This is a genomic window from Pseudomonas sp. RU47 (genome assembly GCF_004011755.1).
Lineage (GTDB): Bacteria > Pseudomonadota > Gammaproteobacteria > Pseudomonadales > Pseudomonadaceae > Aquipseudomonas.
The window spans coordinates 437,432-451,086 of sequence record NZ_CP022411.1 but is presented as its reverse complement, the minus strand read 5'-3'; the positions used below and the strand labels follow the sequence as shown (position 1 = coordinate 451,086).

Sequence of the window (13,655 nt, the reverse complement as noted above, 5' to 3'; positions counted from 1 at the left end):
TTCAGCGCGGTGTTTGCAACATCGAAGGATCCGTCAACGGAAGTAGCCAGCGTGACTGACCGGATTGCAATCCACCGCGCCGGGAACGATCAACGATCCAGCCGCGAGCCTCGACCTGCTTGCCTTTCAGGGCCTGCAAACGGGCATTGTCGAATTGTCCGACCAGATTGGGTGCAACGCGCAATACAAGCGAGTCCTGCAACTCGATCCAGATTCCACCGCGATTGCGCTGAACCTTGCTCACACGCCCACTGATCACGGCGAAACCCGAGCGCTGGATCTGCTCCGCTTTCAGTACAGGCGACTGCCGCCAAAGGCCCAGCCCGGTGTTTCGCGCGCTGCGTTCGGCGGCTTGCTGACAGGCAACAAGATCGATATTCGGCGCCACCGCGACCTGGAAACCGAGGCCATCGGCGAGCATTTGCGCTTCGAGATTGGCGCCGCTGGCGCTGTAAATATGCGCGAGCGTACGCCCGTAATGGTCTTTGGCTTGCTTGCCGGGGCGCAAACCGACACGTCCGCCGCTGGCATCGATCAGCGCTTGCAGGCGTTTTCGCGCCGCCACGGCGAAGGGTTCATCGCCACGGCCCTGCTTGCCCAGCTCAGGCGTGTTGAGGCCGATCATGCGTACGCTGCGACCGTCGCTCAGGCGCAGCGTGTCGCCATCGACCACGCGCTGCACCGTGACGCTGGCCAGTCCCGCAGGCACCGGGCAGAAGGCCTGCGCGCCGGATAGCCAAATCGCAGACACAAAAAAGGCGCCCGCGAGGGACGCCTTTTTCAGCAACGAGGAAAAGCCCACCGGGCTCTTCAACCTTACTCTGCAGCAGCAGGTTTCTTGCCGAAAGCACCGAAACGGTCTGCGAAGCGCTGAACGCGGCCGCCAGTGTCCAGAGTCTTCTGCTTACCGGTGTAGAACGGGTGGCATTCGTTGCAAACGTCGATTGGCAGAGCTTTGCCGAAAGTCGAACGAGTTTCGAACTTGTTGCCACAGCTGCAGGTAACAGCGATGACTGGGTAATTCGGGTGAATATCAGCTTTCATGGTGTCTTCCTCAGCTAGCGTGCCGCCACCCAACACTATTGTTGAATACCGCACGTAATTAGGCCGCGGATTCTACCAGACCTTTTCAAACACGCAAGCTGTCACCGAGACCGACCGTCTGCTAGGCTCCCGGCCCAATACGCGATTCCCTTGTAGGAGTGAGCCTGCTCGCGATAGCGGTATTTCAGACGACATAAATGTTGAATGACAGACCGCTATCGCGAGCAGGCTCACTCCTACAAGGTTATGTGCCTAGCCCTCCCGCCTGTTGATAGAGATCCCCCCGCGTGCCCGACGCCATTCTGCGCCTTGCCCTGCCATCGCCCCTGCGCCGCCTGTTCGACTATCGGGCGCCGGCCGGCGTGCTGCGCGAACAATTGCAGCCGGGCATGCGCCTGCGGGTGCCGTTCGGCCGGCGCGAGATGATTGGCATTCTGGTCGAGGTCACGGACACCAGCGAAGTGCCGGTGGAGAAACTCAAACCGGCGCTGGCCCTGCTCGATGCCACGCCGCCGCTGCCACCGGCGCTGTTCAAGCTGTGCCTGTGGACGTCGCAGTATTATCAGCACAGCCTCGGCGACACCTTGAGCTGGGCGTTGCCGGTGCTGTTGCGCCAGGGCGAACTGGCCGAGGCTCGGCAAGAGCGCTTCTGGTCAGCCGTCCCCGGCGCCAGCCTTGATGACCCGCGCATTGCCCGCGCACCGCGCCAGCGCGAAGCACTCGCGACGCTGGCCCAGCACCCGCACGGCGTCGCCCATCAGCTGCTGAGCAAACTGATGTTGAGCAAAGACAGTCTCGATCTACTGCTGGCCAAAGGTCTGGTGCAAGTGGAAATCCGCCGCCACGCACCCGGCGCGCGCCATGAGCACTGGCTGGCGCAACCGGAATTGCCGCTCAACACCGAACAGCGCGCCGCATACGAGGCGATCCGCGCCGGGTTCGACAGTTATCACGCGTTCCTCCTGGCCGGGGTCACCGGCAGTGGCAAGACCGAAGTCTATTTACAGCTGATCCGCGAAACCCTCGAAGCCGGCAAGCAGGCGCTGGTGCTGATCCCGGAGATCAACCTCGGCCCGCAGACCCTGGCGCGCTTCGAGCAGCGTTTCAATGCGCGCATCGCCCTGCTGCATTCGGCGGTCAATGATCGCGAGCGCCTCGAAGCCTGGCTCGCCGCACGTGATGGCGAGGCCGACATTATTATCGGCACCCGTTCAGCGCTGTTCACGCCGATGAAAAATCCCGGGCTGATCATCATCGACGAAGAGCACGACGGCTCTTATAAACAGCAGGAAGGTTTGCGCTACCACGCCCGCGATCTGGCGCTGGTACGTGCCCGCCAGGAAAACATCCCGATCGTGCTCGGTTCTGCGACGCCATCGCTGGAAAGTCTGCACAACGCCTACACCGGCCGTTACGGTCTCCTACGCCTGAATGAACGTGCCGGCGGTGCCAAGCAGCCGCGTTTCCTGCGTCTGGATGTAAAAAGCCGCCCACTGGACAGCGGTATTTCCGGGCCGATGCAGCAAGCTATCGGTCAGACATTGGCGAATGGGCAACAGGTGTTGGTGTTCCTCAACCGTCGCGGTTTCGCACCGACGTTGCTCTGCCACGACTGCGGCTGGATGTCCGAGTGTTCGCGCTGCGATGCGCGGATGACTGTGCACCAGCGCTACGGCGAACTGCGTTGCCATCACTGTGGCTACGTCGAGCGCACACCGCGCCAGTGTCCGAAGTGCAACAAGGTTGATTTGCGCCCCGTGGGCGCGGGCACGGAACGCGCAGAAGAACGCCTGGCGATTCTGTTCCCTGATTACCCGGTGCTACGGGTCGACCGCGACAGCACGTCACGCAAAGACGCGATGAATCAGTTGTTCGCGACAATTCAGAAAGGTCAGCCGTGCATTCTGGTCGGCACGCAGATGTTGGCCAAGGGGCATCACTTTCCACGGGTGACCCTGGTGTCGATCCTCGATGCTGACGGCGGTTTGTTCTCCGGTGACTTCCGCGCCAGCGAGCGCATGGCGCAGTTGATCGTGCAGGTGGCCGGGCGTGCCGGGCGAGCAGAAGAGCCGGGCAAGGTGATCATTCAGACGCACCTCGCCGACCATCCTTTATTGGTGCAACTCACCGAGCAGGGTTATTTCGCCTTTGCCGAGCAGGCGTTGAGCGAGCGCCGGGCTGCCGGGTTACCGCCGTTTGCGCACCTGGCGTTGTTGCGTGCCGAAGCGCACAAGCCGGGACAGGCGGAAGGCTTTCTCGATGAGGCGTGCAGCGAGGCCGAGCGCTTGTTGGCAGAACAGAATCTGAGCGGGATTGAACTGCTCGGGCCAGTGCCGGCACCGATGGAACGCCGCGCCGGACGCTATCGCGCGCAACTTTTGTTGCAGGCAACGGCGCGGGCACCGTTGCACCGGTTGCTGGCGAGCTGGTTGCTGGTGCTGGAGCAGATGCCGAGCGGGCGGGCGGTGCGCTGGTCGCTGGATGTCGATCCCGTCGATTTGTATTGAAGATCAAAAGATCGCAGCCTTCGGCAGCTACTACAGGAAAATGCGTATCCCCGTGTAGGAGCTGCCGAAGGCTGCGATCTTTTGATCTGAATGTCACCACATATCCATAAGCTGCCTGCTAAGGTTGGCAAGCCCGTCTTCGCAACGGATAATGCCCAGTTTTTCCACCCGCGCATCGATGCGCCCGCCGCGCTTGCGGTCGAAAGAGAAGACCATGAAAGACACCATTCGCCAGCTGATCCAACAAGCCCTCACCCAACTCGTCAACGAAGGTGTGTTGCCTGAAGGCCTGACGCCGGCGATTCAGGTGGAGAACGCCCGCGACAAGACCCACGGCGACTTCGCCAGCAACATCGCGATGATGCTGGCCAAGCCTGCGGGCATGAAACCGCGCGATCTGGCGGAAAAAATCATCGCCGCACTGCCGGCTGACGAAAACGTCACCAAGGCCGAAATCGCTGGCCCAGGCTTCATCAACTTCTTCCAGAACACCCAGGCGCTGGCCTCGCGTCTCGACGCTGCATTGGCTGATGCCCATGTTGGCGTACGCAAGGCTGGCCCGGCGCAGCGCACCGTGGTCGACCTGTCGGCGCCGAACCTGGCCAAAGAGATGCACGTTGGCCACTTGCGCTCGACCATCATTGGCGACGGCGTGGCCCGCGTACTGGAATTCCTCGGCGACGAAGTGATCCGTCAGAACCATGTTGGCGACTGGGGCACCCAGTTCGGCATGCTGATGGCGTATCTGCAGGAAAACCCGATCACCAGCGACGAGCTGTCCGACCTGGAAAACTTCTACCGCGCCGCCAAGCAGCGCTTCGACGAATCCGCAGAGTTTGCTGACCGCGCCCGTGGTCTGGTGGTCAAGCTGCAGGCGGGCGATGCCGAGTGCCTGGCGCTGTGGACCAAGTTCAAGGACATCTCGCTGTCGCACTGCCAGAAGATCTACGAACTGCTCAACGTCAAACTGACCATGGCCGACGTGATGGGCGAAAGCGCCTACAACGACGACCTGATCAACGTGGTCAACGATCTGAAAGCTGCCGGCATGCTGGTCGAAAGCAACGGCGCGCAGTGCGTGTTCCTCGACGAGTTCAAGAACGCCGACGGCGACCCGCTGCCGGTGATCATCGTCAAGGCTGACGGCGGTTACCTGTACGCCACCACCGACCTGGCCGCCGTGCGCTACCGCAGCGGCAAGCTGAAAGCCGATCGCGCGTTGTACTTTGTCGATCAGCGTCAGGCTCTGCACTTCCAGCAAGTGTTCGCCGTGGCGCGCAAGGCCGGTTTCGTCACCCATCCGATGGAGATGGAACACATGGGCTTCGGCACCATGAACGGCGCCGATGGCCGTCCGTTCAAGACCCGTGACGGCGGCACCGTGAAGCTGATCGACCTGCTGACCGAAGCGCAGGAACGCGCCTACAGCCTGGTGAAAGAGAAAAACCCGGAGCTGGCCGAAGACGAGCTGCGCAACATCGCCAAAGTCGTCGGCATCGGCGCGGTGAAATACGCCGACTTGTCGAAGCACCGCACCAGCGACTACAGCTTCAACTTCGACCTGATGCTGAATTTCGAAGGCAACAGCGCGCCGTACCTGCTATTCGCCTACACCCGTGTGGCCGGTGTGTTCCGCAAATTGGGCAAGGACTTCAGCGAAGTCGATGGCCAAATCGTGCTCGAGGCGGAACACGAACTAGAGCTGGCGGCGAAACTGGCGCAGTTCGGCGAAGTGCTGAACGGCGTCGCTGAAAAAGGCACGCCGCATATTCTCTGCACTTATCTGTACGACGTTGCCGGTTTGTTCTCCAGCTTCTACGAGAACTGCCCGATCCTCGCTGCCGAAACCCCGGCCCAGATGCAGAGCCGTCTGCGCCTGGCCGCGCTGACCGGTCGCACCCTCAAGCAAGGCCTGGAGCTGTTGGGTCTGGAAACTCTGGAGCGTATGTAAGTTGGCCGCCAAGAAAAAACCTGCACCCAAGCGTGGCGCCAGCCGTTACCAAGCTCCTGCGAAGCAACCGATTCCGGGCTGGCTGTGGATGGCCATCGGCCTCACGGTCGGCGCGTTCATCGTGTTTCTGATGAAGCTCGAGCCGGGCAAGGGCAGCGATACGGTCAAGCGCGAGAAGGTCGAACAGGCACAACAGCAGAAAGCGTCGAAGATCGCCGAGGCCAACAAGACCCCGCCGAGCCCGACGCAACCGGTGAAGCCGAAGTACGACTTCTACACCTTGCTGCCGGAATCGGAAGTGATCGTGCCGCCGGACGCCGTGCCGGAGAAGACTTTGCCGACGCCACAAGTGCCGGCCATCCCGACCACGCCGGTGACCCCGGCGGAAGCGGCGAAGATCGACACGGCGCGCGCTCAGGCAGCACTGGCCGGGATTACCCCACCGCCAGCGCCACCGGTGAGCAAGGCGGCGCCGGTGACCAAGTTCTTCTTGCAGGCGGGTTCGTTCCGCAAGGAAACCGATGCCGACAAAGTCCGCGCGCAGATCATTCTGCTCGGTCAGGCCGTAGCGGTTGAATCCGGCACAGTGAAGGATGAAACCTGGTACCGCGTACTGGTCGGCCCGTTCAGCAACCGTGAACAACTGACCACTGCGCAGAAACAACTGGCCGGCGCCGGCTTCAGCAACCTGTTGTTACAACAACGCCAGAGCCGCTGACGCTCGGCCGATCGTTCCCACGCTCTGCGTGGGAACGCCTCAAGGGACGCTCTGCGTCCCAGCAGTGAAGGGACGCGGAGCGTCCCGGGCTGCATTCCCACGCAGAGCGTGGGAACGATCAAAATACAAGACACCGCTCGTCCCATCTCCTGCGCTACGGTTGAAATCCTCTCCAGCACCCCCATATGAATGGGCATAAGGCACTTTCGCCCCGCTGTGTGGAGACTCTTCCCTTGACCACCATCGTTTCAGTCCGCCGTCACGGCAAAGTCGTCATGGGCGGCGACGGCCAGGTTTCTCTCGGCAATACCGTGATGAAAGGCAACGCGAAAAAAGTCCGTCGCCTGTACCACGGCCAGGTCATCGCCGGTTTTGCCGGTGCCACCGCTGACGCCTTTACCCTCTTCGAACGTTTCGAAGGCCAGCTTGAAAAACATCAGGGCCACCTGGTGCGCGCCGCTGTCGAACTCGCCAAAGAATGGCGCACCGACCGCTCCCTGAGCCGCCTCGAAGCTATGCTCGCGGTCGCCAACAAGGACGCCTCGTTGATCATCACTGGCAACGGTGACGTGGTCGAACCCGAAGATGGCCTGATCGCCATGGGTTCCGGCGGCGGTTACGCGCAGGCTGCGGCCAGTGCCCTGTTGAAAAAGACCGACCTGTCGGCCCGCGAAATCGTCGAAACCGCCCTCGGCATCGCCGGCGACATCTGTGTATTCACCAACCACACTCAGACCATTGAGGAGCAGGATCTCGCTGAATAAGCCTGACGCGGCCCTGTGCCACGGCTTGTTTCTGCTTGAGGACCGTCAATTACTATGTCCATGACTCCCCGCGAAATCGTCCACGAACTCAACCGCCACATCATCGGCCAGGACGATGCCAAGCGCGCCGTCGCGATTGCCCTGCGCAACCGCTGGCGCCGCATGCAGCTGCCTGAAGAGCTGCGCGTTGAAGTGACCCCGAAGAACATCCTGATGATCGGCCCGACCGGTGTCGGTAAAACCGAAATCGCCCGTCGTCTGGCGAAACTGGCCAACGCGCCGTTCATCAAAGTCGAAGCGACCAAGTTCACCGAAGTCGGCTACGTTGGCCGTGACGTCGAATCGATCATCCGTGATCTGGCCGACGCCGCGATCAAGATGCTTCGCGAGCAGGAAATGACCCGCGTGCGCCATCGCGCCGAAGACGCCGCCGAGGATCGTATCCTCGACGCACTGCTGCCGCCGGCCCGCATGGGCTTCAGCAATGAAGAAGCGCCGAGCAGCGATTCCAACACTCGTCAGCTGTTCCGCAAGCGCCTGCGCGAAGGTCAGCTGGATGACAAGGAAATCGAGATCGAAGTCGCTGAAGTCGCCGGCATCGAAATCGCCACGCCGCCTGGCATGGAAGAGATGACCAACCAGTTGCAGTCCTTGTTCGCCAACATGGGCAAGGGCAAAAAGAAAGCGCGCAAGCTCAAGGTCAAAGAAGCGCTGAAGCTGGTGCGCGACGAAGAAGCCGGGCGTCTGGTCAACGAAGAAGAGCTGAAAGCCAAGGCGCTGGAAGCGGTTGAACAGCACGGCATCGTGTTCATCGACGAGATCGACAAAGTCGCCAAGCGTGGCAACGTCGGCGGCGCCGATGTCTCCCGTGAAGGTGTACAGCGCGACCTGCTACCGCTGATCGAAGGCTGCACCGTCAACACCAAACTGGGCATGGTCAAGACCGACCACATCCTGTTCATCGCATCCGGCGCGTTCCACCTGAGCAAGCCGAGCGATCTGGTGCCTGAGCTGCAAGGTCGTTTGCCGATCCGCGTCGAACTCAAAGCGCTGAGCCCGTCGGACTTCGAACGCATCCTCAGCGAACCGCACGCTTCGCTCACCGAGCAATATTGCGCGCTGCTGAAGACCGAAGGCCTGAACATCCAGTTCCAGCCGGAAGGCATCAAGCGTCTGGCGGAGATCGCCTGGCAGGTCAACGAGAAGACCGAGAACATCGGTGCCCGTCGTCTGCACACGCTGCTTGAGCGTCTGCTGGAAGAGGTGTCGTTCAGCGCCGGCGATCTGGCCAGCACGCACGATGAGAAGCCGATTCTGATCGACGCCGAATACGTCAACAGCCACCTCGGCGAATTGGCGCAGAACGAAGACCTGTCCCGTTATATCCTGTAAGCCATACTTACAGATGTAATGGAACTGTGGGAGCGAGCCTGCTCGCGAAGACGGCAGTACATTCAACCCTTGTGTTGACTGAACCACCGCTTTCGCGAGCAGGCTCGCTCCCACAAGGTTCCGCACCAGACGGATACCTGCTCATGATCCCCACCGACATCAAACTGCACAAAGCCTCGAAAACCCTGACGCTCACCTACGCGTCCGGCGAGGAATACACCCTGCCCGCCGAATTCCTGCGCGTGCACTCCCCCTCCGCCGAGGTCCAGGGCCACGGCAAACCGATCCTGCAATTCGGCAAGCTCAACGTCGGTCTGAGCAAGCTGGAACCGGCCGGTCACTACGCACTGAAACTGACCTTCGACGACGGTCACGACAGCGGCTTGTTCACCTGGGATTATCTCTACGAGCTGGGGCGACGTCATGACGCACTCTGGGCCGATTATCTGGCCGAGCTCAAAGCGGCGGGCAAGACCCGCGATCCGAACGAGTCAGTCGTCAAGCTGATGCTCTAGCCCGTGCCTTGCGCTCATTAGAGGGCATTTTCTAAATTCATCTGTTTGAATGCTCTGCTGTGTGGCCGAGGATCGGCCCGCTTGCGAAAAAAATTAAACTCGGGTAACCAATGGAGCTGGCAAGTTCCCTGCAGTGCTCTACGACTGTAAAGCAGCTATGCAGAATTAACGGTCACCCGAGCAGTAGTACCTGGCATTGGCTGTGGAACTGCACAGCAGAAAACCGGGTACTCGTCTCAGGACAATGGAGCGTCGTAGATGAGTAACAAGAATAACGATGACCTGAAGTACCAAGCCTCGGAAAACACCCTGGGGCTTAATCCCGTCGTTGGGCTACGCGGAAAGGATCTGCTGGCCTCTGCTCGTATGGTGCTGAAACAGGCCATTAAACAACCGATCCATAGCGTCAAACACGTCACCCATTTCGGCCTCGAACTGAAGAACGTGTTGTTCGGCAAATCCGAACTGCAACCGGCTGGCGATGACCGTCGCTTCGCTGATCCTGCGTGGAGCCAGAACCCGCTCTACAAACGTTATCTGCAAACTTATCTGGCGTGGCGCAAGGAACTCCACGCCTGGATCGACGACAGCAGCCTGTCACCCAAGGACATCGCGCGCGGCCACTTCGTCATCAACCTGATGACCGAAGCCATGGCCCCGACCAACACTGCTGCCAACCCGGCCGCGGTAAAACGCTTTTTCGAAACCGGCGGCAAAAGCCTGCTCGATGGCCTCTCGCATCTGGCCAAGGATCTGGTACACAACGGCGGCATGCCGAGCCAGGTCAACATGGGCGCGTTCGAGGTCGGCAAGAGCCTGGGTGTCACCGAAGGCGCGGTGGTGTTTCGCAACGACGTGCTGGAACTGATCCAGTACAAGCCGATCACCGAGCAGGTCCACGAGCGTCCCTTGCTGGTGGTGCCGCCGCAGATCAACAAGTTCTATGTATTCGATTTGAGCCCGGACAAGAGTCTGGCGCGCTTCTGCCTGCGCAATAACGTGCAGACGTTTATCGTCAGTTGGCGCAACCCGACCAAGGCCCAGCGCGAATGGGGCCTGTCGACCTATATCGATGCGCTGAAAGAAGCCGTCGACGTGGTCACCGCGATCACCGGCAGCAAAGACGTGAACATGCTCGGCGCCTGCTCCGGTGGCATCACCTGCACCGCCCTGCTCGGCCACTACGCGGCGATCGGCGAGAAGAAGGTCAATGCCCTCACGCTGCTGGTCAGCGTGCTCGACACCACCCTGGACAGCGACGTCGCCCTGTTCGTCGACGAGCAGACCCTGGAGACCGCCAAGCGCCATTCGTATCAGGCCGGCGTGCTCGAAGGCAAAGACATGGCCAAGGTCTTCGCCTGGATGCGCCCGAACGACCTGATCTGGAACTACTGGGTCAACAACTACCTGCTCGGCAACGAGCCTCCGGTGTTCGACATCCTGTTCTGGAACAACGACACCACCCGGTTGCCCGCCGCGTTCCACGGCGACCTGATCGAGATGTTCAAAAACAACCCACTGATCCGCCCGAATGCACTGGAAGTGTGCGGCACGCCGATCGACCTCAAGCAGGTCACGGCCGACATCTTCTCGCTGGCCGGCACCAATGACCACATCACCCCGTGGAAGTCCTGCTACAAGTCGGCGCAGTTGTTCGGTGGCAAGGTGGAATTCGTGTTGTCGAGCAGCGGGCATATCCAGAGCATTCTGAACCCGCCGGGCAACCCGAAATCGCGTTACATGACCAGCGAAGAAGTGGCTGCCAATGCCGATGAATGGCAAGAGAACTCGACCAAGCACACCGACTCCTGGTGGCTGTACTGGCAGACGTGGCAGGCCGAGCGCTCGGGCAACCTGAAAAAGGCCCCGGTGAAACTGGGCAACAAGGCGTATCCGGCCGGTGAAGCCTCGCCGGGCACTTACGTTCACGAGCGGTAACTGACACCCACCTTGTCATTGTGGGAGCGAGCCTGCTCGCGAAAGCGCTCATTCAATCAACATCGATGTTGGCTGACACGACGCCTTCGCGAGCAGGCTCGCTCCCACAGGGGCGGGGTGTACTTGAAATCCACAGGGCCTGAAGCATGCCGCAACCGTTCATATTCCGTACCGTCGATCTGGATGGCCAGACCCTCCGCACGGCGGTACGCCCCGGCAAGCCTCACTTGACGCCCTTGCTGATTTTCAACGGCATCGGCGCCAACCTGGAGCTGGTGTTTCCGTTTGTCGCGGCGCTGGACCCGGATCTGGAAGTGATCGCCTTCGACGTGCCCGGTGTCGGCGGTTCCTCGACGCCGAACCGTCCGTATCGCTTTCCCGGGCTGGCCAAGCTGACGTCACGGATGCTCGATTACCTCGACTACGGCCAGGTCAACGTCATCGGCGTGTCGTGGGGTGGCGCACTCGCGCAGCAGTTCGCCTACGACTACCCCGAGCGCTGCAAGAAACTGGTGCTGGCGGCGACCGCGGCCGGTGCCGTGATGGTGCCGGGCAAACCGAAAGTGCTGTGGATGATGGCCAGTCCGCGGCGCTACATTCAGCCTTCCCACGTGATCCGCATCGCCCCGCTGATCTACGGCGGCTCGTTCCGCCGCGATCCGACCCTGGCCGCCAGCCACGCGGCTAAAGTCCGTTCGGCGGGCAAGCTGGGCTATTACTGGCAACTTTTCGCTGGCCTTGGCTGGACGAGTATTCATTGGCTGCACAAGATCCATCAGCCGACGCTGGTGCTGGCCGGCGATGACGATCCGCTGATCCCGCTGATCAACATGCGCATGCTCGCCTGGCGCATTCCCAACGCCCAACTGCACATCATCGACGACGGTCATCTGTTCCTGATTACCCGCGCCGAAGCGGTGGCGCCGATCATCATGAAGTTTCTCCAGGAGGAACGTCAGCGTGCAGTAATGCACCCGCATCCGACACCGCTCGGCGGTTAACTTCGTCGGCAGGCTTTATGCAGTGCTTTAAGAAAGAGTGCGCGGCAGGACGCCGCGCAGGCAGCAACCCGCAACAGCGTCTATGGTGTTCTGGTTCGGTGAGTTTGTTTTTGACCTGAAGACGAAGGAGTGTTGAGTCATGCGCGACAAACCAGCGACGGGCGTAGTGCCCAGCCCCGCCGTGTTCATCAACGCACAAAGTGCGATCACCGGTCTGCGTGGCCGGGACCTGATCTCGACCTTGCGCAGCGTCGCCGCCCATGGCCTGCGCAATCCGATTCACAGTGCGAAGCACGCGTTGAAACTCGGCGGTCAATTGGGCCGCGTGCTGCTCGGCGAAACCCTGCACCCGACCAATCCGAACGACAGCCGTTTCGCTGATCCCGCGTGGAGCCTGAACCCGTTTTACCGGCGCAGCCTGCAGGCTTATCTGGCCTGGCAGAAGCAGGTCAAAAGCTGGATCGACGAAAGCAGCATGAGCGATGACGATCGCGCCCGCGCGCACTTCGCTTTCACCCTGCTCAACGACGCCGTGGCGCCGTCCAACACCCTGCTCAACCCGCTGGCGGTCAAGGAGCTGTTCAACTCCGGTGGGCACAGTCTGGTGCGCGGCCTCAGCCATTTGTTCGATGATTTGCTGCACAACGACGGCCTGCCGCGCCAGGTGACCAAACAGGCTTTCGAGGTCGGCAAGACCGTCGCCACCACCACCGGCTCGGTGGTGTTCCGCAACGATCTGCTTGAGCTGATCCAGTACAAGCCGATGAGCGAAAAGCAGTACGCCAAGCCGCTGCTGGTGGTGCCGCCGCAAATCAACAAGTACTACATTTTCGACCTAAGCCCACATAACAGCTTCGTCCAGTACGCCCTGAAGAACGGCTTGCAGACCTTCATGATCAGTTGGCGCAACCCGGATGTGCGCCATCGCGAATGGGGCCTGTCGACCTACGTCGAAGCGGTGGAAGAAGCGATGAACATCTGCCGGGCGATCACCGGCGCCCGCGAGGTCAACCTGATGGGCGCCTGCGCCGGCGGCCTGACCATTGCCGCCCTGCAAGGCCATTTGCAGGCCAAACGGCAACTGCGCCGCGTCTCCAGCGCGACCTATCTGGTGAGCCTGCTCGACAGCCAGATCGAAACCCCGGCCACGCTATTCGCCGATGAACAGACCCTTGAAGCCGCCAAGCGCCGTTCCTATCAGAAAGGCGTGCTCGACGGTCGCGACATGGCCAGGATCTTCGCCTGGATGCGCCCCAACGATTTGATCTGGAGCTACTTCGTCAACAACTACCTGTTGGGCAAAGAACCGCCAGCCTTCGACATTCTCTACTGGAACAACGACAACACGCGTCTGCCCGCAGCGTTTCATGGTGACCTGCTGGACTTCTTCAAGCACAACCCACTGACCCATCCGGGTGGACTGGAAGTGTGCGGCACGCCGATCGACCTGCAAAAAGTCACCGTCGACAGTTTCAGTGTCGCCGGTATGAACGACCACATCACGCCGTGGGATGCGGTGTATCGCTCGACCCTGCTGCTTGGCGGTGACCGGCGTTTCGTGCTGTCCAACAGCGGCCACGTGCAGAGCATTCTCAACCCGCCGAGCAACCCGAAAGCCGCGTACGTCGAAAACGGCAAGATGAGCAGCGACCCGCGCGCCTGGTATTACGACGGCAAGCACGTCGATGGCAGTTGGTGGCCGCAGTGGCTGGAGTGGATTCAGCAACGCTCCGGCGCCCAGCACGAAACCTCGTTCACCCTCGGCAATCCGAACTATCCCCCGATGGAGGCCGCGCCCGGTACTTACGTGCGTGTGCGCTGACGC

Annotated in this window: 12 protein-coding genes; 9 read left to right on the top strand and 3 right to left on the bottom strand. The window is 61.0% G+C overall.

Features of this window, described 5'->3' with window-relative positions; genetic code table 11:
- Nucleotide 1: 1 nt before the first annotated feature.
- Both CCX46_RS02050 and rpmE read right to left on the bottom strand, forming a co-directional pair.
- On the bottom strand, nucleotides 2-802 hold the full coding sequence (locus CCX46_RS02050; protein ID WP_127930345.1) for a thermonuclease family protein: 801 nt from the start codon (nucleotides 800-802) through the stop codon (nucleotides 2-4).
- A gap of 14 nt (nucleotides 803-816) precedes the next feature.
- Nucleotides 817-1,044: a 50S ribosomal protein L31 gene (gene rpmE / locus CCX46_RS02045; RefSeq protein WP_016984589.1), complete on the bottom strand. Its 228-nt coding sequence runs from the start codon at nucleotides 1,042-1,044 to the stop codon at nucleotides 817-819.
- Between the two features lie 287 nt (nucleotides 1,045-1,331).
- On the opposite strand from rpmE, the gene CCX46_RS02040 reads away from it, so the two are divergent.
- A complete protein-coding gene (locus CCX46_RS02040; protein ID WP_127925525.1) occupies nucleotides 1,332-3,551 on the top strand; it encodes a primosomal protein N' in 2,220 nt (739 codons plus the stop codon).
- Nucleotides 3,552-3,644: 93 nt separating this feature from the next.
- On the opposite strand, the gene CCX46_RS30990 is transcribed toward CCX46_RS02040, so the two are convergent.
- Nucleotides 3,645-3,767: a hypothetical protein gene (locus CCX46_RS30990; protein WP_256579857.1), complete on the bottom strand. Its 123-nt coding sequence runs from the start codon at nucleotides 3,765-3,767 to the stop codon at nucleotides 3,645-3,647.
- On the opposite strand from CCX46_RS30990, the gene argS reads away from it, so the two are divergent.
- The 8 genes from argS to phaC (CCX46_RS02000) all read left to right on the top strand — a co-directional run bounded on the left by argS (nucleotide 3,766) and on the right by phaC (CCX46_RS02000) (nucleotide 13,652).
- Nucleotides 3,766-5,502, top strand: coding sequence for an arginine--tRNA ligase (argS, locus tag CCX46_RS02035; protein WP_127925524.1), 1,737 nt, complete (start codon nucleotides 3,766-3,768; stop codon nucleotides 5,500-5,502). The two genes, CCX46_RS30990 and argS, sit on opposite strands and share 2 nt — an antisense overlap.
- Before the next feature lies 1 nt (nucleotide 5,503).
- A complete protein-coding gene (locus tag CCX46_RS02030; RefSeq protein WP_007909385.1) occupies nucleotides 5,504-6,220 on the top strand; it encodes an SPOR domain-containing protein in 717 nt (238 codons plus the stop codon).
- 233 nt (nucleotides 6,221-6,453) lie between these two features.
- Complete coding sequence (gene hslV, locus CCX46_RS02025; RefSeq protein WP_016984593.1) at nucleotides 6,454-6,984, top strand: ATP-dependent protease subunit HslV; 531 nt, start codon at nucleotides 6,454-6,456, stop codon at nucleotides 6,982-6,984.
- Between the two features lie 54 nt (nucleotides 6,985-7,038).
- The gene (gene hslU, locus CCX46_RS02020) at nucleotides 7,039-8,376 is read left to right on the top strand and encodes an ATP-dependent protease ATPase subunit HslU (protein ID WP_064388878.1); all 1,338 of its coding nucleotides are present in this window, start codon (nucleotides 7,039-7,041) and stop codon (nucleotides 8,374-8,376) included.
- A gap of 143 nt (nucleotides 8,377-8,519) precedes the next feature.
- Nucleotides 8,520-8,891 carry a gamma-butyrobetaine hydroxylase-like domain-containing protein gene (locus tag CCX46_RS02015; RefSeq protein WP_161986582.1) on the top strand — a complete coding sequence of 124 codons (372 nt, stop codon included), beginning with the start codon at nucleotides 8,520-8,522 and terminating at the stop codon, nucleotides 8,889-8,891.
- 258 nt (nucleotides 8,892-9,149) lie between these two features.
- Nucleotides 9,150-10,829, top strand: a complete 1,680-nt coding sequence (phaC, locus tag CCX46_RS02010; protein ID WP_127925523.1) for a class II poly(R)-hydroxyalkanoic acid synthase — start codon at nucleotides 9,150-9,152, stop codon at nucleotides 10,827-10,829.
- A gap of 146 nt (nucleotides 10,830-10,975) precedes the next feature.
- Nucleotides 10,976-11,830 (top strand): poly(3-hydroxyalkanoate) depolymerase, encoded by an 855-nt coding sequence (gene phaZ, locus CCX46_RS02005; protein ID WP_034152967.1) that lies wholly within the window; start codon nucleotides 10,976-10,978, stop codon nucleotides 11,828-11,830.
- 139 nt (nucleotides 11,831-11,969) lie between these two features.
- Nucleotides 11,970-13,652 carry a class II poly(R)-hydroxyalkanoic acid synthase gene (gene phaC / locus CCX46_RS02000; protein WP_127925522.1) on the top strand — a complete coding sequence of 561 codons (1,683 nt, stop codon included), beginning with the start codon at nucleotides 11,970-11,972 and terminating at the stop codon, nucleotides 13,650-13,652.
- The last annotated feature ends 3 nt before the right edge of the window (nucleotides 13,653-13,655 follow it).

Excerpts from the sequence above, each read along its gene's own strand:
- phaC (WP_127925523.1), top strand. The coding sequence starts at position 9,150 with ATGAGTAACAAGAATAACGATGACCTGAAGTACCAAGCCTCGGAAAAC.
- CCX46_RS30990 (WP_256579857.1), bottom strand. The coding sequence starts at position 3,767 with ATGGTCTTCTCTTTCGACCGCAAGCGCGGCGGGCGCATCGATGCGCGG.
- hslU (WP_064388878.1), top strand. The coding sequence starts at position 7,039 with ATGTCCATGACTCCCCGCGAAATCGTCCACGAACTCAACCGCCACATC.
- phaZ (WP_034152967.1), top strand. The coding sequence starts at position 10,976 with ATGCCGCAACCGTTCATATTCCGTACCGTCGATCTGGATGGCCAGACC.
- rpmE (WP_016984589.1), bottom strand. The coding sequence starts at position 1,044 with ATGAAAGCTGATATTCACCCGAATTACCCAGTCATCGCTGTTACCTGC.
- CCX46_RS02015 (WP_161986582.1), top strand. The coding sequence starts at position 8,520 with ATGATCCCCACCGACATCAAACTGCACAAAGCCTCGAAAACCCTGACG.
- phaC (WP_127925522.1), top strand. The coding sequence starts at position 11,970 with ATGCGCGACAAACCAGCGACGGGCGTAGTGCCCAGCCCCGCCGTGTTC.
- argS (WP_127925524.1), top strand. The coding sequence starts at position 3,766 with ATGAAAGACACCATTCGCCAGCTGATCCAACAAGCCCTCACCCAACTC.